Source organism: Streptomyces rubrogriseus, from assembly GCF_027947575.1.
GTDB classification, from domain to species: Bacteria; Actinomycetota; Actinomycetes; order Streptomycetales; family Streptomycetaceae; genus Streptomyces; species Streptomyces rubrogriseus.
On sequence record NZ_CP116256.1, the window covers coordinates 2,169,981 to 2,187,417 of the forward strand.

Consider the following 17,437-nt stretch of genomic DNA (forward strand, 5'->3'; position numbering starts at 1 on the left):
GTCCGTGAATCGACCCTGCACCTGGAATGGGGAGCGCCCGTGACCTCAGCCCCTCTCGTCGCCCGGCTCACCGCGCCCAGCGGCCCGCTGTTCTTCCCCGTCACGGCGTACGGACCCGACGGCGGACTCGACCTCGACGTCTACCGCACCCATGTGCGCCGCGGGGTCGAGGCCGGTGCCGCCGCCGTCTTCGCCTGCTGCGGCACCGGCGAGTTCCACGCCCTCACGCCCGAGGAGTTCGCGGCCTGTGTCCGCGCGGCCGTCGAGGAGAGCGCGGGCCGGGTGCCCGTCCTCGCGGGCGCGGGCTACGGCACCGCCCTCGCCGTGCGCTACGCCCGCCTCGCCGAGGAGGCCGGGGCCGACGGGCTGCTCGCCATGCCGCCCTACCTGGTGCTCGCCGGGCAGGAGGGGCTGGTGCGGCACTACCGGGAGGTGGCGGCCGCGACCCCGCTGCCCGTGATCGTCTACCAGCGCGACAACGCCGTGTTCACCCCGGAGAGCGTCGTCGAACTGGCCCGCACGGACGGCGTCGTCGGCCTCAAGGACGGGCTCGGCGACCTCGACCTGATGCAGCGCATCGTCAGCGCGGTGCGCACGGAGCTGCCGGGCGAGGAGTTCCTGTACTTCAACGGGCTCCCGACCGCCGAACAGACCCAGCTCTCCTACCGCGCCCTGGGCGTCCCCCTGTACTCCTCCGCCGTGTTCTGTTTCGCCCCCGAGATCGCCGGCGCCTTCCACCGGGCGCTGCGCGAGGGCGACGACACCACCGTGCACCGTCTGCTGGACGGCTTCTACCGGCCGTTCGTCGAGCTGCGCGCCCGGGGCCGCGGATACGCCGTGGCCCTGGTCAAGGCGGGCGTGCGGCTGCGCGGCCTGGACGTGGGAGAGGTGCGGACGCCGTTGCAGGAGCCGACCGAGGAGCACGTGAAGCAGCTCGCCCGGATCATCGAGCGGGGGCAGGCGCTGGTCGAGGAAGGAGCCGGCCGGTGAAGGCCTCGGCGTTCGTCTACCCCTGGGACGTCAACGGCGACCCGGAAGCCCCCGCGCGCGTCGCGGACCTCGGCGTGGCGCAGGTGACCCTCGCCGCCGCCTACCACTCCACCCGCGCCCTCACCCCGCGCCACCCGCGCCACCGTGTCGTCACCGCCGAGCACGCCGCCGTCCTCTACCCGCCGGACGGCGCCCGCTGGCAGGGCCGCACACTCCACCCGTACGAGTCCGGCGACTGGGCGCCCGGCGACGCGTACGGGGAGGCCGCCGCCGCCCTCGCGGAGGCGGGCCTTCAGGTGCACACCTGGGTCGTCCTCGCCCACAGCTCCCGCCTCGGCGCGGAGCACCCGCACACCTCCGTCGTCAACGCCTACGGCGACCGCTACCCCTGGGCGCCCTGCATCGCGCAGCCCGCCACGCGCGCGTACCTCACCGACCTGGCCGCAGAGGCGGCGGTACGGCCCGGGGCGCGCGGCACCGAACTGGAGTCGCTGGGCTGGTACGGGCTCGCCCACCTGCACGCCCACGACAAGACCGCCGGGGTGCCCCTCGGGGACGCCGGGCAGTACCTGATGTCGCTGTGCTTCTGCCCCGACTGCAGGGCGGGGTACGGCGGCCAGGGCCTCGACGTCGACGCGCTCGCCGCCGCCGTGCGGACCGCGCTGGAGCCGGTGTGGCGGGGTGCGGCGCCCTCGGACGGGGGCTGGGCGGGCGTCGAGAAGCTCCTCGGCGCGGCGCCCGCGAACGCCACGCGTGCGTGGCGGGACGACCGGGCCCGCACGCTCCAGGAGGCGGCGGTCTCCGCGGTCCGCGCCGCCGCGCCCGACGGCTTCCAGGTCCTGCTGCACGCCGACCCGCTCTCCTTCCACTGCGGCGCCAACGCCGGTGTCGACCCCGCCCACATCCTCTCCGTCGCGGACGGCGTGGTCGTCCCCTGCACGGGCGGCCCGAGCCTGCTGACGCCGTTCGCCGAACAGGCCGTCGACGGTGCCGTCCTCGCCGCCAACCTCACGGTGGTCTCGGGCATGGGCGGCAGCCCCCGCACCCTCGCCGCGGACGCCGCCCGCGCCCGTGACCTGGGCGCGACGGAACTGCGGCTGTACCACGCGGGGTTGGCGTCGGACGGGGACCTGGAGGAGGTGCGGGCGGGGCTCGGGGCCTTCGCGTAGGGTGCGGACGACGGTGTCGGGGCCGGTCGTTCACCGACCGACCCCGCAAGCCCTCGTCGCGCTCCGGAAGGGGATGCCCGTGGAACTCGCCCAGGTCCGCCTCCTGGTGACGGACTTCCCCGGCTGCTACCGCTACTACCGGGACGTCCTGGGACTGAAGCCGCAGTTCGAGTCGGAGGACGGCCCGTACGCGAAGTTCACTCCCGACGGCGGTGCCGCGGGCATCGCGCTCCAGGACCGCGCGCAGATGGCCCGGGTGCTGGGCGGACTCGCCGACGAACCGGCCGGCCACCGGTCCCTCGTCGTCCTGCGGGTCGACGACCTGGACCGTTACTGCGAGGAGATCACCGCGCGGGGCGCCGAGCTCGTCCACGGCCCCGCCCCGATGACGGACCGCATGCGGGTCGCCCACCTCGTGGATCCGGCGGGAAACCTCGTCGAACTCCAGGAGTGGTCGGCCCTACGCGGCTGACGGCGTCTCCCGGCCGTCCGGCCGCCGCGTCGCCGCCAGTACGGCCGCCGTGCCCAGCAGCACCGCCCCCACGACCGGCAGCAGCGGCCACAGGCCGGCCGGCTCCACCAGGGCCGCGCCCGCGGCCAGGCCGAGCACGTTCGGGGCGAAGACCAGGGAGTTGGCCGTCGCCGCGACCCGGCCGAGCAGCGGCCCCGGCGTCTCGTGCTGGACGGCGGTCAGGGCGGCGATCAGCACCGCGGGCAACCCCGCGCCGACGGCCGCACTGGTGGCGAGGGCGACCGCGTCGTACGGTGCCGCACGCACCGCCACGGCCACCGCGAACAGCGCGATGCCCACGGCGGCGAAGCGCCGTCCGCCCAGGCGCCGGACGGCCGGTCCGGCGAGCAGGCCCGCCACCACCGACCCGGCGCCCTGGACGGCGTACAGCGCGCCTGCGTACGCGGGGGAGTGGCCGAGGGCGCCGACGACGGCGTACGCGGTGGCGCCGTTGACGCCCGCGCACAGCATCGTGACGCCGCCCGCGAGGACGAGCGGGCGCAGCGTGGGGTGTCCCCACAGGTACCGGGCGCCCTCGGCCGTGTGCCGCCGCCAGTTCCCCGCGGGGCGGACCGGGGGCGCCTCGCGGACCCGCAGGGCGGCGTAGACGCCGGTGGCCAGCACGAACGTGGCCGCGTCCAGCAGCGCCACGGCCGGTCCGCCGTACGCCGCGTACAGCCCCGCCCCGGCCAGCGGCGCCACCAGCTTCATGCCCTCGTTGGCGGTCAGACGCAGGCCGTTGAAGTCGCCGAGCAGCCCGGGGTCGACGGCGGCGGCCATCAGCGCCGACTCGGCCGCGTCGTGGACGACGCCCGACGCGCCGTACACGAGGAGCACTGCGTAGACCAGCCACAGTTCCTCCCGCGAGTCCACGGCGAAGAGCGTGAGCAGCAGGCCGGACATCAGCAGCCCGGTGGCGATCAGCAGCGGTCTGCGGCGGACGCGGTCCGTCAGGGTGCCCAGCGCCGGACCCACGAGCGTCGGCGCCCACATCGCGAGCATGCACAGGGCCGCGAGCCCGTCCGATCCGGTGAGGTCCTTCACCCACACACCGGCCGCCAGCCACAGCGCCGAGGTGCCGAAGCCGGACACCACCACCCCGCCGAGACAGAGGGCCGCGTCGCGGTCGCGCAGGACGCGGACGAGGGGCCGGTGTCCGTCCCGGCCCGCGGAATGCTTCGTTCTTGCCGTCGTCATACCCGGTCAGCCTGGGCCTAAGGCCCGGCAGCGGGCATCGGGCAGGTGCCCTAGGGCCTGTCTGAAATTCCCGTCCGCCGCGCGACGCCATGCGCGCCCTCTCGCCGCGGCGGCCGATGAGTTTCGCGGGTGCGACCGGTCCACCTTCCGAGAGAACCGGCCACGCACATCCCGAGGAGCAGCCGATGACCGCCGAGACCACCACCCTCGACCTGGGACCGCAGACGCGGGTCCTCACCCGCCTCGCCGACGGCGTGCGCGAGGACCGGCTCGCGGACCCGACGCCCTGCCCCGGTCTGGCGGTGCGCAACCTGCTCGGCCACCTGACCGGTCTCGCCGTCGCCTTCCGCGACGCCGCGCGCAAGGACCTGGGGCCCACCACGAACACCAGCCCCGAGGCGGCCGTGCCGGACGTCGGGCCCGGCTGGCGCGAGGAGCTCGCGGCCGCACTCGGCGAACTCGCCGAGGCGTGGCGCGACCCCGGGGCGTGGACCGGCATGACCCGGGCCGGCGGCATCGACCTGCCCGGCGAGGTCGCCGGTGCCGTCGTCGCCGACGAACTGGTCATCCACGGCTGGGACCTGGCCCGCGCGACCGGCCAGGAGTACACCCCCGACGCGGCCGCGCTGCGGGCGGCACACGGCCTGCTCGCCGCCGCCGCCGAGGAGTCCGAGCGCGACCAGGGCATGTTCGGACCGGTCGTCGCCGTCCCCGCGGACGCACCGCTGCTGGAGCGCGCGGTGGGGCTGAGCGGGCGCGACCCGGGCTGGACCCGCACCGTCTGACGCACGCCTGACGCAGGAGGACACCCCCGCACAACTTCCTTTGTCAGAAGCATTGACGTGGCCGCGCGCCCCTCTTACCTTCAACGCGTCGTACTCCGTACGTCATATATGAGACGCGATACGCGAGATCTGATGTCCGAGATCTGTCCGCGCATCCGACGCGAGATTCCGAGAGGCGCGCATGACCTCTGTGCCCACGCCGATCCCCTCCCGCACGCAGTACGTGCTGGAGGAGATCAAACGCCGCATCCTCACCGGCCGGCTGACGCCCGGCCAGGCCCTGGTCGAGACCGACCTCGCCGCACAGTTCGGGGTGTCCAAGACACCGGTGCGCGAGGCGCTCAAGACGCTGGCCGGTACCGGACTGGTCGTGATGAGCCAGTACAAGGGCGTCACCGTGCGCATGGTGGACGCGGACATGGCGCGCGAGGTCTACGACGTCCGGCTCCTCCTGGAGCCCGAGGCGCTCCGGCGCGCCGTGCGCCGGGAGGCCTCCCTGGACGCCGCCCGCGAGGCCCTCGCCCGGGCCGACCGGGCCACGGACACGGCCGAACGGTCGCTGGCCAACCGCGAGTTCCACCGCGCCCTGTACGTGCCGTGCGGCAACCCGCTGCTCGGCCGGATGCTCGACGAGGTCCGCGACCAGGCGGCCCTGGTCTCCGCGGTCGCCTGGGCCGCCGACCCCTCCTGGGAGCGGGAGGCCGGCGAGCACCAGGAGATCCTGCGCCTCGCCCTCGCCGGTGACGCGGACGGCGCGGCCCGCGCCCTGCACGCTCACATCGCGTCCTTCGTCGAGCGGGCCTTCCCCGAAGCGGGGAACGCGGCCCAGGAAGAGGACGGTCAGGCATGACAGCGACGTTCGAGACCCAGCGGGCGGCCCTGGCCGACGTGGTGGCGATCCCGGTGACCCCGTTCGCCGAGGACGGCACCGTCGACCCCGCCACCTACCGGGCCCTGCTGCGTCGTCTCCTCGACGGTGGCATCACGACCCTCACCCCCAACGGCAACACCGGCGAGTTCTACGCCCTGGACCCCGCCGAGCGCCGCCTCGTCACCGAGCTGACGATCGAGGAGAGCGGCGAGCGCGCGGACATCCTGGTCGGCGTCGGCCACGACGTGCCGACCGCGGTCGCCTCCGCCCGGCACGCCCGCGACCTGGGCGCCTCCATGGTGATGGTCCACCAGCCCGTCCACCCCTACGTCTCCCAGGGCGGCTGGGTCGACTACCACCGCGCCATCGCCGAGGCCGTGCCCGAGCTGGGCGTCGTCCCCTACATCCGCAACGCCCAGCTCACCGGGGCCCGCCTCGCCGACCTCGCCGACGCCTGCCCCAACGTGATCGGCGTGAAGTACGCCGTCCCGGACGCCTCCAAGTTCGCCGCGTTCGCCCGCGACGCCGGCCTCGACCGGTTCGTCTGGGTCGCGGGGCTCGCCGAGCCCTACGCCCCCTCGTACTTCTCCGCGGGCGCCACCGGCTTCACCTCGGGGCTGGTGAACGTCGCCCCGGCCGTCTCGCTGAACATGATCGAAGCGCTTCGATCCGGCGACTACCCGGCCGCCATGAAGGTCTGGGAGCAGATCCGCCGCTTCGAGGAACTGCGCGCCGCCAACGGCTCCGCCAACAACGTCACCGTGGTCAAGGAGGCCCTCGCCTCGCTGGGCCTGTGCCGCCGGGAGGTCCGCCCGCCGAGCAAGCCGCTGCCCGAGAGCGAACGCGCCGAGGTCGCCGCCATCGCCGCGGGGTGGTCCATATGACCCCCAGGAAGTCCCCGGAGGAGCTGCGCAGCCACCAGTGGTACGGCACCGACGGCCTGCGCTCCTTCAGCCACCGCGCCCGCACCCGCCAGCTCGGCTACCTGCCCGAGGAGCACCTCGGCAAGCCCGTCATCGCCATCCTCAACACCTGGTCCGACATCAACCCCTGCCACGTCCACCTGCGCGACCGGGCCCAGGCCGTCAAGCGGGGCGTGTGGCAGGCGGGCGGCTTCCCCCTCGAATTCCCGGTCTCGACACTCAGCGAGACCTTCCAGAAGCCGACCCCCATGCTCTACCGCAACCTCCTCGCCATGGAGACCGAGGAGCTGCTGCGCTCCTACCCGGTCGACGGCGCCGTGCTGATGGGCGGCTGCGACAAGTCCACGCCCGCCCTGCTCATGGGCGCCGCCACGGTGGACCTGCCCGCGGTCTTCGTCCCCGCCGGGCCCATGCTCCCCGGGCACTGGCGCGGCCAGACCCTCGGCTCCGGCACCGACATGTGGAAGTACTGGGACGACAAGCGGGCCGGCCTCATCGGCGACTGCGAGATGCAGGAACTGGAGAGCGGCCTGGCCCGCTCGCCCGGCCACTGCATGACGATGGGCACCGCCTCCACCCTGACCGCCGCCGCCGAGGCCCTCGGCGTCACGGTCCCCGGGGCCTCCAGCATCCCGGCCGTCGACTCCGGGCACGACCGGATGGCCGCAGCGGCCGGACTGCGCGTCGTCGAACTGGTCCACCGGGACCGGAGACTGAGCGACATCCTCACCGCCGACGCCTTCGAGGACGCCGTCACCACCGTGCTCGGGCTCGGCGGCTCCACCAACGCCGTGATCCACCTGATCGCCATGGCGGGCCGCGCGGGCGTCACCCTCACCCTCGACGACTTCGACCGCATCGCCCGCACCGTCCCGGTGCTGGCCAACGTCCGCCCCGGCGGACAGACCTACCTGATGGAGGACTTCCACTTCGCCGGCGGCCTGCCCGGCTTCCTCTCCCGCATCACCGACCTGCTCCACCTGGACCGGCCCACGGTCGCGCACGACACCCTGCGCGAGCAGCTGGACGGCGCCCTCGTCCACCACGACGACGTCATCAGGCCCCGCGACAACCCGGTCGCGAGCGAGGGCGGGGTCGCCGTACTGCGCGGCAACCTCTGCCCGGACGGCGCCGTCATCAAGCACATCGCCGCCGAGCCGCACCTGCTCAAGCACACCGGACCCGCCGTCGTCTTCGACGACTACAAGACCATGCAGCGCACCATCAACGACCCGGAGCTGGGCATCACCGCCGACAGCGTGCTGGTGCTCCGCAACGCCGGGCCCAAGGGCGGGCCGGGCATGCCCGAGTACGGCATGCTGCCCATCCCCGACCACCTGCTCAAGCAGGGCGTGCGGGACATGGTCCGGATCTCCGACGCCCGGATGAGCGGCACCAGTTACGGCGCGTGTGTGCTGCACGTGGCCCCCGAGTCGTACGTCGGCGGACCGCTCGCCCTGGTGCGCACCGGCGACTCCATCACCCTCGACGTCGGGGGGCGCTCCCTCCGGCTGAACGTGGACGACGAGGAGCTGGAGCGGCGCAGGGCCGCCTGGACACCGCCGCCCGCCCGCTACGAGCGCGGTTACGGCGCGCTCTACAACGAACAGATCACCCAGGCCGACACCGGCTGCGACTTCGAGTTCCTGGCCCGCCCGGGCAAGGTGCAGGACCCGTACGCCGGCTGAGCGCCTGCTCCGGCAGAACCCCGTACGACCCGAACCGCCTCCGCACAGTCCTGCCCGCCGAGAAAGCGCTTCCTGTCCGACCCTCGCACGACGTAGACGTAACTGAACGGAGAACTGTCATGGCCCAAGCCGCAGCCGTGGCGAAACCGCCCGCGCCACCCCGGCGGCGCCGTGCCTCGGCCACGCCGCGCAGGCTCCCCTACCTGCTGATCGGACCGGCCGCCCTGCTGATGCTGGGCTTCATCGCCTACCCGGTCATCAGCGTCTTCTACTACAGCCTTCAGGAGTACAACCCCACCAAGCCGTGGCGCAACGGCTTCGCGGGCTTCGACAACTTCGTCAAGATCTTCACCGAGGACCCGGTGTTCTGGGACACCCTCGTCTTCAGCGCCAAGTGGGTCTTCGTCGAGGTCGGACTGCAACTGCTCTTCGGACTGGCGCTGGCGCTCATCGTCAACCAGACCTTCGTGGGCCGGGGCATCGGGCGGGCCATGGTCTTCTCCCCGTGGGCCGTCTCCGGCGTCCTGACCTCCGCGATCTGGGTGCTGCTCTACAACTCCCAGACCGGCGTCACCCGCTACCTCGCGGACATGGGCATCGGCTCGTACGGCACCAGCTGGCTCTCCGACACCTCGACGGTCTTCTCCGCGGCGGTGGTCGCCGACCTCTGGCGCGGCGTGCCCTTCTTCGCGATCCTCATCCTCGCCGACCTCCAGTCCGTCTCGAAGGACCTGTACGAGGCCGCCGAGGTCGACGGGGCGAGCCGGCTCAAGCAGTTCTGGCACATCACGCTGCCGCACCTGAAGGACGCCATCATCCTGTCCACCCTGCTGCGCGCGGTGTGGGAGTTCAACAACGTCGACCTGCTCTACACCCTGACCGGCGGCGGACCCGCGGGCGAGACCACGACGTTGCCCCTGTACATCGCCAACACCAGCGTCGACGCCCACGACTTCGGCTACGCGTCGGCCCTCACCACGGTCGCGTTCGTGATCCTGCTCTTCTGCTCGATCGTCTACCTGCGGCTGAGCAAGTTCGGAGGCGAGAACAAGTGATCACCAAAGAGGCCCCCGCGGCCGCCCCCGCCCCCGCGCCGGTCGCCCCCGCCGCGGCGCGGCCCGGCAAGAAGCGCCCGGCCTGGGACGAGGTGCCCCGCTGGCAGATCTACCTGCCGCTCGGGATCTACCTGGTCTTCACCCTGATCCCGTTCTACTGGATCCTGCTCTTCGCGCTGCGCCCGACCGGGTCGACCTCGCTCGTGCCCTGGCCGATGACCACCGAGCACTTCGAGAAGGTGTGGACCGACCGCGGCTTCGGCACCTACTTCACCAACAGCGTGTACGTCGGGCTCGCGACCCTGGTGATGACCACGCTCGTCGCCCTGGCCGGAGGCTACGCCCTCGCCCGGTTCGACTTCAGGATCAAGCGCGGCTTCATGCTCGCCCTGCTCTGCTCCCAGTTCGTGCCCGGCGCGCTGCTGCTCGTGCCGCTGTTCGAGATCTTCGCCGGACTCCAGATGATCAACTCGCTGGGCAGCGTCATCATCGCCGAGACGGTCTTCCAGCTGCCCCTGTCGATCATCCTGATCAGCAACTTCATCAAGAACGTGCCGTACTCCCTGGAGGAGGCCGCCTGGGTCGACGGCTGCGGCCGGTTCCGGGCCTTCCGGATCGTCGTACTGCCCCTGCTGCGGCCGGGACTGATCGCGGTGGGCTCCTTCGCCTTCGTGCACTCCTGGAACCACTTCCTGTTCGCCCTGATGTTCCTCAACAACCAGAGCAAGCAGACCATCCCGGTCGGCCTCAACTCCCTGATGAGCGCGGACAGCGTCGACCTCGGCGCGCTGGCCGCCGGCGGCATCGTCGCGGCCGTCCCCGTCGTGATCGTCTTCGCCTTCATCCAGAAGTGGCTGATCACCGGCTTCAGCGCGGGGGCGGTGAAGGGATGAGCCGGGTCCCCGTCGTCCTCGCCGGCGCCCGCGGCCACGGCCGCTGGCACGTCGCCAACATCCGCCGCCTGGAGCGGGCGGGACTGGTCCGGCTGGCCGGCATCTGCGAACTGACCCCGCTGACCGAACAGGAGGCCGAGGGCGAACTCCCCGAGCAGTCCGCCGACTTCGGCGCCCTGCTCGACTCCACCGGCGCCCGGATCGCCGTGATCTGCACGCCGATCCCCACCCACACCGACCTCGCGCTGACCGCCGCCCGCCGAGGCGTGCACCTGCTCCTCGAGAAGCCCCCGGCACCGTCGTACGCCGAGTTCCGGCGCATGGCCGACGGGGTCGCCGAGGCCGGTGTCGCCTGCCAGGTCGGGTTCCAGTCGCTGGGCTCGCACGCCGTGCCGGCCATCCGCGAGCTGGTCGCCCGGGGCGCGATCGGCGAGGTCGTGGGCATCGGCGGCGCCGGGGCGTGGGTGCGCGACGAGGCCTACTTCCGCCGGGCGCCCTGGTCGGGCAGGCGGCGGCTGAACGGCGCCGACGTAATCGACGGCGCGCTGACCAACCCGCTGGCACACGCCGTCGCCACCGCCCTCGCGCTCGGCGGCACCGCCCGCGCCGAGGACGTCACCGGCATCGAGACCGAGCTGAGCCACGCCAACGACATCGAGGCCGACGACACCTCCTGCGTGCGGATCGGCACCGCGCGAGGGCACCGCGTCACCGTCGCCGCGACCCTGTGCGCGGAGCGGGCCGCCGAGCCGTACGTCCTGGTGCACGGCTCCAGCGGCCGCGTCACCTTCTGGTACAAGCAGGACCGGGTCCTGCTCCAGCGCGGCGGCCACGGCCCCGAGGAGTTCCACCACGACCGCACCGACCTGCTGGAGAACCTGGTCGACCACCTGACCACCGGCGCCCCGCTGCTGGTCCCGCCGGACGAGACGGGCGCCTTCATGCGGGTCGTCGAGGCGATCCGCCGGGCCCCCGACCCGGAGCCGCTGCCCGAGGCCGCCTGGCGACGCGTCCCCGGCGAACGGCGCCGCGTGGTCCCCGGCATCGACGGCCTCGTGGCCGCCGCCGCCGACACCCTCTCCCTCTACTCCGAACTGGGCGCGCCCTGGGCGCCGCGCACCGAGCACCCGCGACACGAGGTGAGCACCCGATGACCGGCAACGACTCCCCGGTGCTGCGCGTGGCGGGCCGCCCCGTCGCCCGCTACGTCACCCGGCCCGAGCTGCCCCACCGGCTCTCGCCGCGCCCCTACCTGCACCCCGTCACCACCCTGGCCGGCACGGCCGTGACCGAGTTCAGCCCCGCCGACCACCTCCATCACCTCGGCGTCGGTGTCGCCGTTCCCGACGTCGAGGGGCACAACTTCTGGGGCGGGCGCACCTACGTCCGGGGTCGGGGGCCGACCGAGCTGGACAACCACGGCACCCAGCGGCACACCGCCTTCCAGCTCCGCGACCCCGACGGGTTCGTCGAGGAGCTGCGCTGGGTCGCCGCCGGCGCCGAACTGCTGCGCGAGCGCCGTACGGTCGCGGCCACCGAACTCACGGGCACCGCCTGGGCGCTGGACTTCACCTTCTCCCTCACCAACGTCACCCCGGACCCGCTCACCCTCGGCAGCCCCGCCACCAACGGGCGCCCCGGCGCCGCGTACGGCGGCTTCTTCTGGCGCGCCCGCAAGGAGAGCGCGCCGCCCGGGGTCCTCACCGCCGACCGGGAGGGCGAACGGGAGGTGCACGGCCGCAGCGCCGACTGGCTCGCGCTGACCGGGGAGACCTGGTCGCTGGTGTTCGCCGGAGCCACCGAACGCACCCGGCGCGACCCGTGGTTCGTGCGCACCGAGGAGTACCCGGGCGTCGGCTCATCGCTGGCCCACGACGACCGGGTGACCGTCGCCCCGGGCGACACCCTGGTCCGGCGGATCGTCACCGTCGTCGCCGACGGCCGCCTCGACGCCGACGGCGCCGCCGCCCTGGTACGCAAGGCGGTGGGCCCGTGACCGCCGTCGAGACCGTCCCCGGGACTCCGGGGACGTACACCAACCCCGTCCTGAACGCCGACTGGTCCGATCCGGACGTCGTCCGCGTCGGCGACGACTTCTACCTGACCGCCTCCAGTTTCGGCCGCGTCCCCGGCCTGCCGCTCCTGCACTCCCGCGACCTGGTCCACTGGACCCTGGTCGGGCACGCCCTGGAGCGCCTGGAGCCCGAGCGGGAGTTCGCCCGGCCCCGCCACGACTGCGGCGTCTGGGCGCCGGCCCTGCGCCACCACACGGGCCGCTTCTGGATCTTCTGGGGCGACCCGGACCAGGGCGTCTTCCAGGTCAACGCCCCCGACATCCGGGGCCCGTGGACCGCGCCCCACCTGGTCAAGGCGGGCAAGGGCCTGATCGACGCCTGCCCGCTGTGGGACGAGGAGAGCGGCGAGGCGTACCTCGTGCACGCCTGGGCCCGCTCCCGCTCCGGGATCAAGAACCGCCTCACCGGCCACCGCATGCGCCCCGACGGCACCGGGCTGCTCGACGAGGGCGAGGTGATCGTCGACGCCGACCGGCTCCCCGGCTGGTTCACCCTGGAGGGCCCGAAGCTCTACCGGCACGACGGCTGGTACTGGATCCTCGCCCCCGCCGGATCGGTGGAGACCGGCTGGCAGGGCGCCTTCCGCTCCCGCGAGTTCTTCGGGCCGTACGAGGAGAAGGTCGTCCTGGAACAGAGGGACACCGACGTCAACGGCCCCCACCAGGGCGGCTGGGTGCGTACGGCGTCCGGCGAGGACTGGTTCCTGCACTTCCAGCAGCGCGGCGCGTACGGGAGGGTGGTCCACCTCCAGCCGATGCGGTGGGGCCCGGACGGCTGGCCGGTCCTGGGGGACGAGGGCGCCCCGGTCGCCGAGCACCGGCGTCCCGCGCTGCCGCCGCAGCCGCCCGCCGCACCCGCGACCGACGACGACTTCCCCGGCGGGCGGTTCGGCCGCCAGTGGTCGTGGACGGCCAATCCCCGGGCCGGCTGGGCCACCCAGCACGCCGGGGACGGGCTGCGCCTCGCCTGCGTCCGCTCGGCCGACGCGCACGACCTGCGCCTGCTGCCGAGCGTCCTGACCCAGCGCTTCCCCGGCGAGCCCTCGGTGATCGAGGTCGAGCTGCGCCTGGACAGCGAGGAACCCGGGGCGCGGGCCGGGCTCGTGGTGCTCGGCGACGCCTACCGCTGGATCGGGCTCCAGCGGGACGCCGACGGGACGGTGCACCTGGTGCACCGCTTCGCCGAGTCCGTGGCCGAGGCCGAGCGGGACGCCGACCGGCCCCGCCCCGCACCCGGGGGACGGGCCCGGCTGCGGATCGAGACGGTGCCGGGGGCGCGCTGCCGCTTCTCGTACGACCTCGGCGACGGTGACGGCGGCGACGGCGATCCGGGCGACGGCCCTCACCCCGTCGCCGTCGGCCGGGAGTTCGCCGCCACCCCCTGGCGCTGGGTCGGCGCACTGCTCGGCCTGTTCGCCCTCGCGCCCGCCGGCCAGGGACCCGCCGGCACCGCCACCTTCACGCGGTTCCGCGTCGGGCCCCACTGAACCCCCACGTTGTCGTTCCACCGCCTTGTTCGATCCAGAAGATCCGGAAGAAGAGAGCCGACCATGAGGATCAGCATGCTCAGCAGCAGAGACAAAGGCACAGTCAGGCGCCGGACGTCCGCCGCCGTCGCCCTGGGGGCCGTGCTCGCGCTGACCGCCACCGCCTGCGGTGACGACGGCAGCGGGGCGGGCGGCGACAAGGGGGCCGAGGGCAGCGGCAAGGGGAGGATCACCTTCTGGGACAACAACGGCGGTATCCGTACGGCCGTCTGGAAGACGATCATCGCCGACTTCGAGAAGGCGAACCCGGACATCGACGTGGAGTACGTCGGCATCGCCGCCACCGAGTACCAGTCCAAGGTGGACACCGCCATCCAGGGCGGCGGCCTGCCGGACGTCGGCGGCGTGACGGCGTCGATGCTCGCGGGCTTCTCCGCCCAGGGCGCCCTGGAGCCGCTGGACGACCGGCTCGCCAAGTCGCCCCTGGGCGACAAGCTCAACAAGGACATGGTCGAGTCCCTGAAGGCCGCCGGCGGCGGCGACGGCACCCTGTACTCGATGCCGTCCTCCGCCAACAACGGCGTCCTCTACTACCGCACCGACCTGTTCGAGAAGGCCGGTCTCGACGCGCCGACGACGTGGGACAAGTTCTACGCCGCCGCCGAGAAGCTGACCGACGCGGGCAAGAACGAGTTCGGCTACACCATCCGCGGCGGCTCCGGCTCCATCGCCCAGGCGCTCGACGCCATGTACGGGCAGTCCGGCATCACCTCGTTCTGGGACGCCGGCAAGAAGAAGACCACCGTCAACGACCCGAAGAACGTCGAGGCGCTGGAGAAGTACGCGGCCCTCTACAAGAAGGCCACGCCGGCCGCCGACGTCAACAACGACTTCGCCAAGATGGTCGCCCAGTGGGACACCGGCACCATCGGCATGCTCAACCACAACCTGGGCTCCTACCAGGACCACGTGAAGGCGCTCGGCGTCGACAAGTTCCGCGGCATCCCGCAGCCGGTCGGCGCCTCCGGCAAGCGGGTCCAGGTGTCCAACCCGGTCGACGGGCTCGGCATGTTCAAGAGCTCGAAGAACAAGGAGGCCGCCTGGAAGTTCATCGAGTTCGCCACGTCGAAGGAGCAGAACTCCAAGTTCAACGAGTCGGCCGGGCAGGTGCCGTCCAGCACCGAGGCCGCGAACGACGCGTGGATCCAGAAGGCGGAGCCGACGAAGCTGGCCGCGCAGGCGCTGAACGACGGGTCCACGACCATTGTTCAGCTGCCGTACTACCTGCCGGACTGGAACACGCTGTCCAAGTCGGAGAGTGAGCCGGGGTTCCAGAAGGTGCTGCTGGGCGACATGAGTGCGAAGGATTTCCTGGACGGGCTGGCCGACAAGCTGAATGAGGCGCAGGCCGAGTGGACGGAGCAGATGGGCTAGCCGGTTCCGGTTCCGGGTTTCGCCGTGGGTGGTCCGTGGTTCGTCGCGGGCTGCGGGCCGCCCGTGGCTGATCGCGCAGTTCCCCGCGCCCCTGGGGGAGCTGTCCCACTCCCTCCTGAAAGGCAGACCCGCGTGTCACTCAGCCGAAGACAGGTCGCCTCAGCCGCCGTTGCCTCCATTCCGCTGGCGTTCGCCGCCACCGGCACCGCCCAGGCCGGCGGACGCCACCGCCCCCGCACCCTCTACATCGCCGGGGACTCCACCGCCGCGCAGAAGTACTCCGACGCCGCGCCCGAGACCGGGTGGGGCATGGCCTTGCCCTTCTTTCTCCGCAACGACCTTCGCGTCGCCAACCACGCGGTGAACGGGCGCAGTTCCAAGAGCTTCGTCGACGAGGGGCGGCTCGACGTCGTCCTCGGCGCGATCCGGCCCGGTGACTTCCTGCTGATCCAGTTCGCGCACAACGACGAGAAGGACGAGGACCCCGCCCGCTACACCGAGCCCTGGACGACGTACCAGGACTACCTGCGGAGATACGTCGCCGGTGCGCGGGCCCGCGGGGCGCGGCCGGTGCTGGCCACGCCCGTCGAGCGACGGCGGTTCGACGCGGCGGGGAACGCCGTCCCGAGCCACGGCGAGTACCCGGCGGCGATGCGGGCGCTCGCGCGGCAGGAGGGCGTGGCGCTGCTCGACGTGCAGGCGCTGTCGCTCGCGCTGTGGCAGCGGATCGGCGTCGAGGGGACCAAGGCGTACTTCAACTGGACCGCCACCGAGCAGGACAACACCCACTTCAACCCGCCGGGCGCGATCGCGGTCGCCCGGCTCGTCGCCCGGGAGCTGCTGCGCGGGCGCGTACTGGCGCACCGGGACGTGCGCCGGCTCGACGAGGAGATCCCCGGGTCCTGGATCAGCTGGCCCGCGCCGGCCACCGCGTAGCACCGCCGGCCGGCCGCCGGCGCGCGACACCCCACTCACCGCCCCGAGAACAAGGGAGAGCCGCACCATGAGCACGCAGAGATGGCATGGGCATGCCACAAGGTACGTCACCAGGAGAACCGCCGCACTCGTCGGCTGCACCGCCCTCGTGCTGAGCCTGACCGCCGCCACGGCCGAGGCCCGCCCCGGCCACCACCACCCCCGGGACACCGCCCGGCAGACGCTCCCCGCGAACGACGGCTGGGCCTCGCACGGCACCGGCACCACCGGCGGGTCCGCCGCCGACGCGGAGCACGTGTACACCGTCTCCACCTGGGCCGAGTTCAGGGCCGCCCTCGCCGCCGACGGCACCGCGCCCAGGATCATCAAGGTCAAGGGCACCGTCGACGCCGTCTCGGAGGGCTGCGAGGCCTTCGCCGCGCCCGGGTACGACTTCGACGCCTACCTGGAGAAGTACGCGCCCGAGAACTGGGGCATGGACACCGACCTGAGCGCCGAGCCCGACGACAGCCCCGAGGGCCTGCGCCGCGTCTCCGCCGCCCAGCAGGACCGGTCCATCAAGGCGAACGTGCCCTCCAACACCACCATCATCGGCGTCGGCCGGGGCGCCGCGCTCAAGGGCGCCAGCCTCCAGATCAAGGACGTGGACAACGTCATCGTCCGCAACCTGACCTTCGAGAGCCCCGTCGACTGCTTCCCGCAGTGGGACCCGACGGACGGGGACAGCGGCAACTGGAACTCCGAGTACGACAGTGCGGTCGTGTACGGGTCGACGCACGTCTGGCTGGACCACAACACCTTCACCGACGGCGAGCACCCCGACAGCGCGGCGCCCACCTACTTCGGCATGCTCTACCAGCAGCACGACGGCCAGCTGGACATCGTCAAGGGCGCCGACTACGTCACCGCCTCCTGGAACGTCTTCACCGAGCACGACAAGACCATCCTGATCGGCAACAGCGACAGCGAGTCCACCGCCGCCGTCGACCGCGGCCACCTCAGGGCGACCTTCCACCACAACCTGTTCAAGAACCTCGTCGAGCGCGCGCCCCGCGTCCGCTTCGGCCAGGTCGACGTCTACAACAACCACTTCGTGGCCTCGGACGACTACGCCTACAGCTTCGGCGTCGGCAAGGAGTCCGCCCTCGTCGCCGAGCACAACGCCTTCACCCTGCCGGCCGGCGTCAGCCCCGCGAAGGTGCTCAAGCGCTGGAACGACTCGCCGCTCAGCGCCGCCCACAACCGCGTCAACGGCCGCACCGTCGACCTGATCGCCGCCCACAACGCCGAGAACCCGGACGTGGTCCTCCGCTCCGGCGCGGGCTGGACGCCCTCGCTGCGCACCAAGGTCCTCCCGGCCCGGGCGGTGCCCTTCGTCGTCGACCACGGCGCGGGCGCCGGCCGGCTGCGCTGACACCCGTCCC

General features: G+C 72.9%; 16 protein-coding genes. 15 read left to right on the plus strand and 1 reads right to left on the minus strand.

Annotated elements, in window-relative coordinates; translation table 11 throughout:
* Window positions 1-39: 39 nt before the first annotated feature.
* From Sru02f_RS09515 to Sru02f_RS09525, 3 genes are all read left to right on the plus strand, one after another.
* Window positions 40-990 (plus strand): 5-dehydro-4-deoxyglucarate dehydratase, encoded by a 951-nt coding sequence (locus tag Sru02f_RS09515; RefSeq protein WP_109031988.1) that lies wholly within the window; start codon window positions 40-42, stop codon window positions 988-990.
* On the plus strand, window positions 987-2,159 hold the full coding sequence (locus tag Sru02f_RS09520) for a hypothetical protein (protein ID WP_109031989.1): 1,173 nt from the start codon (window positions 987-989) through the stop codon (window positions 2,157-2,159). The genes Sru02f_RS09515 and Sru02f_RS09520 overlap by 4 nt, the downstream gene beginning before the upstream one ends.
* Window positions 2,160-2,238: 79 nt before the next feature.
* Window positions 2,239-2,631 carry a VOC family protein gene (locus Sru02f_RS09525; protein ID WP_109032112.1) on the plus strand — a complete coding sequence of 131 codons (393 nt, stop codon included), beginning with the start codon at window positions 2,239-2,241 and terminating at the stop codon, window positions 2,629-2,631.
* On the opposite strand, the gene Sru02f_RS09530 is transcribed toward Sru02f_RS09525, so the two are convergent.
* Window positions 2,620-3,867, minus strand: a complete 1,248-nt coding sequence (locus tag Sru02f_RS09530) for an MFS transporter (protein WP_109031990.1) — start codon at window positions 3,865-3,867, stop codon at window positions 2,620-2,622. The two genes, Sru02f_RS09525 and Sru02f_RS09530, sit on opposite strands and share 12 nt — an antisense overlap.
* Before the next feature lie 185 nt (window positions 3,868-4,052).
* Here Sru02f_RS09530 and Sru02f_RS09535 point away from each other — a divergent pair, with 185 nt between their 5' ends.
* From Sru02f_RS09535 to Sru02f_RS09590, 12 genes are all read left to right on the plus strand, one after another.
* On the plus strand, window positions 4,053-4,652 hold the full coding sequence (locus Sru02f_RS09535; protein WP_109031991.1) for a TIGR03086 family metal-binding protein: 600 nt from the start codon (window positions 4,053-4,055) through the stop codon (window positions 4,650-4,652).
* Window positions 4,653-4,833: 181 nt separating this feature from the next.
* A complete protein-coding gene (locus Sru02f_RS09540; protein ID WP_109031992.1) occupies window positions 4,834-5,502 on the plus strand; it encodes a GntR family transcriptional regulator in 669 nt (222 codons plus the stop codon).
* Window positions 5,499-6,407: a dihydrodipicolinate synthase family protein gene (locus Sru02f_RS09545; protein ID WP_109031993.1), complete on the plus strand. Its 909-nt coding sequence runs from the start codon at window positions 5,499-5,501 to the stop codon at window positions 6,405-6,407. Before Sru02f_RS09540 ends, Sru02f_RS09545 begins: the two co-directional genes overlap by 4 nt.
* Complete coding sequence (gene araD, locus Sru02f_RS09550; protein WP_109031994.1) at window positions 6,404-8,134, plus strand: L-arabinonate dehydratase; 1,731 nt, start codon at window positions 6,404-6,406, stop codon at window positions 8,132-8,134. The genes Sru02f_RS09545 and araD overlap by 4 nt, the downstream gene beginning before the upstream one ends.
* Before the next feature lie 119 nt (window positions 8,135-8,253).
* Window positions 8,254-9,189 (plus strand): carbohydrate ABC transporter permease, encoded by a 936-nt coding sequence (locus Sru02f_RS09555; RefSeq protein ID WP_109031995.1) that lies wholly within the window; start codon window positions 8,254-8,256, stop codon window positions 9,187-9,189.
* Window positions 9,186-10,082, plus strand: a complete 897-nt coding sequence (locus tag Sru02f_RS09560) for a carbohydrate ABC transporter permease (protein WP_109031996.1) — start codon at window positions 9,186-9,188, stop codon at window positions 10,080-10,082. The genes Sru02f_RS09555 and Sru02f_RS09560 overlap by 4 nt, the downstream gene beginning before the upstream one ends.
* The gene (locus tag Sru02f_RS09565) at window positions 10,079-11,236 is read left to right on the plus strand and encodes a Gfo/Idh/MocA family protein (protein ID WP_109031997.1); all 1,158 of its coding nucleotides are present in this window, start codon (window positions 10,079-10,081) and stop codon (window positions 11,234-11,236) included. Before Sru02f_RS09560 ends, Sru02f_RS09565 begins: the two co-directional genes overlap by 4 nt.
* Window positions 11,233-12,078 carry a DUF6807 domain-containing protein gene (locus Sru02f_RS09570; RefSeq protein WP_109031998.1) on the plus strand — a complete coding sequence of 282 codons (846 nt, stop codon included), beginning with the start codon at window positions 11,233-11,235 and terminating at the stop codon, window positions 12,076-12,078. Before Sru02f_RS09565 ends, Sru02f_RS09570 begins: the two co-directional genes overlap by 4 nt.
* Window positions 12,075-13,643 carry a glycoside hydrolase family 43 protein gene (locus Sru02f_RS09575; protein ID WP_109031999.1) on the plus strand — a complete coding sequence of 523 codons (1,569 nt, stop codon included), beginning with the start codon at window positions 12,075-12,077 and terminating at the stop codon, window positions 13,641-13,643. Before Sru02f_RS09570 ends, Sru02f_RS09575 begins: the two co-directional genes overlap by 4 nt.
* Before the next feature lie 63 nt (window positions 13,644-13,706).
* A complete protein-coding gene (locus Sru02f_RS09580; protein WP_174855077.1) occupies window positions 13,707-15,077 on the plus strand; it encodes an ABC transporter substrate-binding protein in 1,371 nt (456 codons plus the stop codon).
* Between the two features lie 132 nt (window positions 15,078-15,209).
* Window positions 15,210-16,013, plus strand: a complete 804-nt coding sequence (locus Sru02f_RS09585; RefSeq protein WP_109032001.1) for a rhamnogalacturonan acetylesterase — start codon at window positions 15,210-15,212, stop codon at window positions 16,011-16,013.
* Window positions 16,014-16,080: 67 nt separating this feature from the next.
* The gene (locus tag Sru02f_RS09590) at window positions 16,081-17,427 is read left to right on the plus strand and encodes a pectate lyase family protein (RefSeq protein WP_109032002.1); all 1,347 of its coding nucleotides are present in this window, start codon (window positions 16,081-16,083) and stop codon (window positions 17,425-17,427) included.
* Window positions 17,428-17,437: the final 10 nt, after the last annotated feature.

Bases quoted from the DNA above. Each gene is read 5' to 3' on its own strand.
- Sru02f_RS09530 (WP_109031990.1), bottom strand. From the start codon at position 3,867: ATGACGACGGCAAGAACGAAGCATTCCGCGGGCCGGGACGGACACCGG.
- Sru02f_RS09535 (WP_109031991.1), top strand. From the start codon at position 4,053: ATGACCGCCGAGACCACCACCCTCGACCTGGGACCGCAGACGCGGGTC.
- Sru02f_RS09540 (WP_109031992.1), top strand. From the start codon at position 4,834: ATGACCTCTGTGCCCACGCCGATCCCCTCCCGCACGCAGTACGTGCTG.
- Sru02f_RS09545 (WP_109031993.1), top strand. From the start codon at position 5,499: ATGACAGCGACGTTCGAGACCCAGCGGGCGGCCCTGGCCGACGTGGTG.
- araD (WP_109031994.1), top strand. From the start codon at position 6,404: ATGACCCCCAGGAAGTCCCCGGAGGAGCTGCGCAGCCACCAGTGGTAC.
- Sru02f_RS09555 (WP_109031995.1), top strand. From the start codon at position 8,254: ATGGCCCAAGCCGCAGCCGTGGCGAAACCGCCCGCGCCACCCCGGCGG.
- Sru02f_RS09565 (WP_109031997.1), top strand. From the start codon at position 10,079: ATGAGCCGGGTCCCCGTCGTCCTCGCCGGCGCCCGCGGCCACGGCCGC.
- Sru02f_RS09570 (WP_109031998.1), top strand. From the start codon at position 11,233: ATGACCGGCAACGACTCCCCGGTGCTGCGCGTGGCGGGCCGCCCCGTC.
- Sru02f_RS09580 (WP_174855077.1), top strand. From the start codon at position 13,707: ATGAGGATCAGCATGCTCAGCAGCAGAGACAAAGGCACAGTCAGGCGC.
- Sru02f_RS09590 (WP_109032002.1), top strand. From the start codon at position 16,081: ATGAGCACGCAGAGATGGCATGGGCATGCCACAAGGTACGTCACCAGG.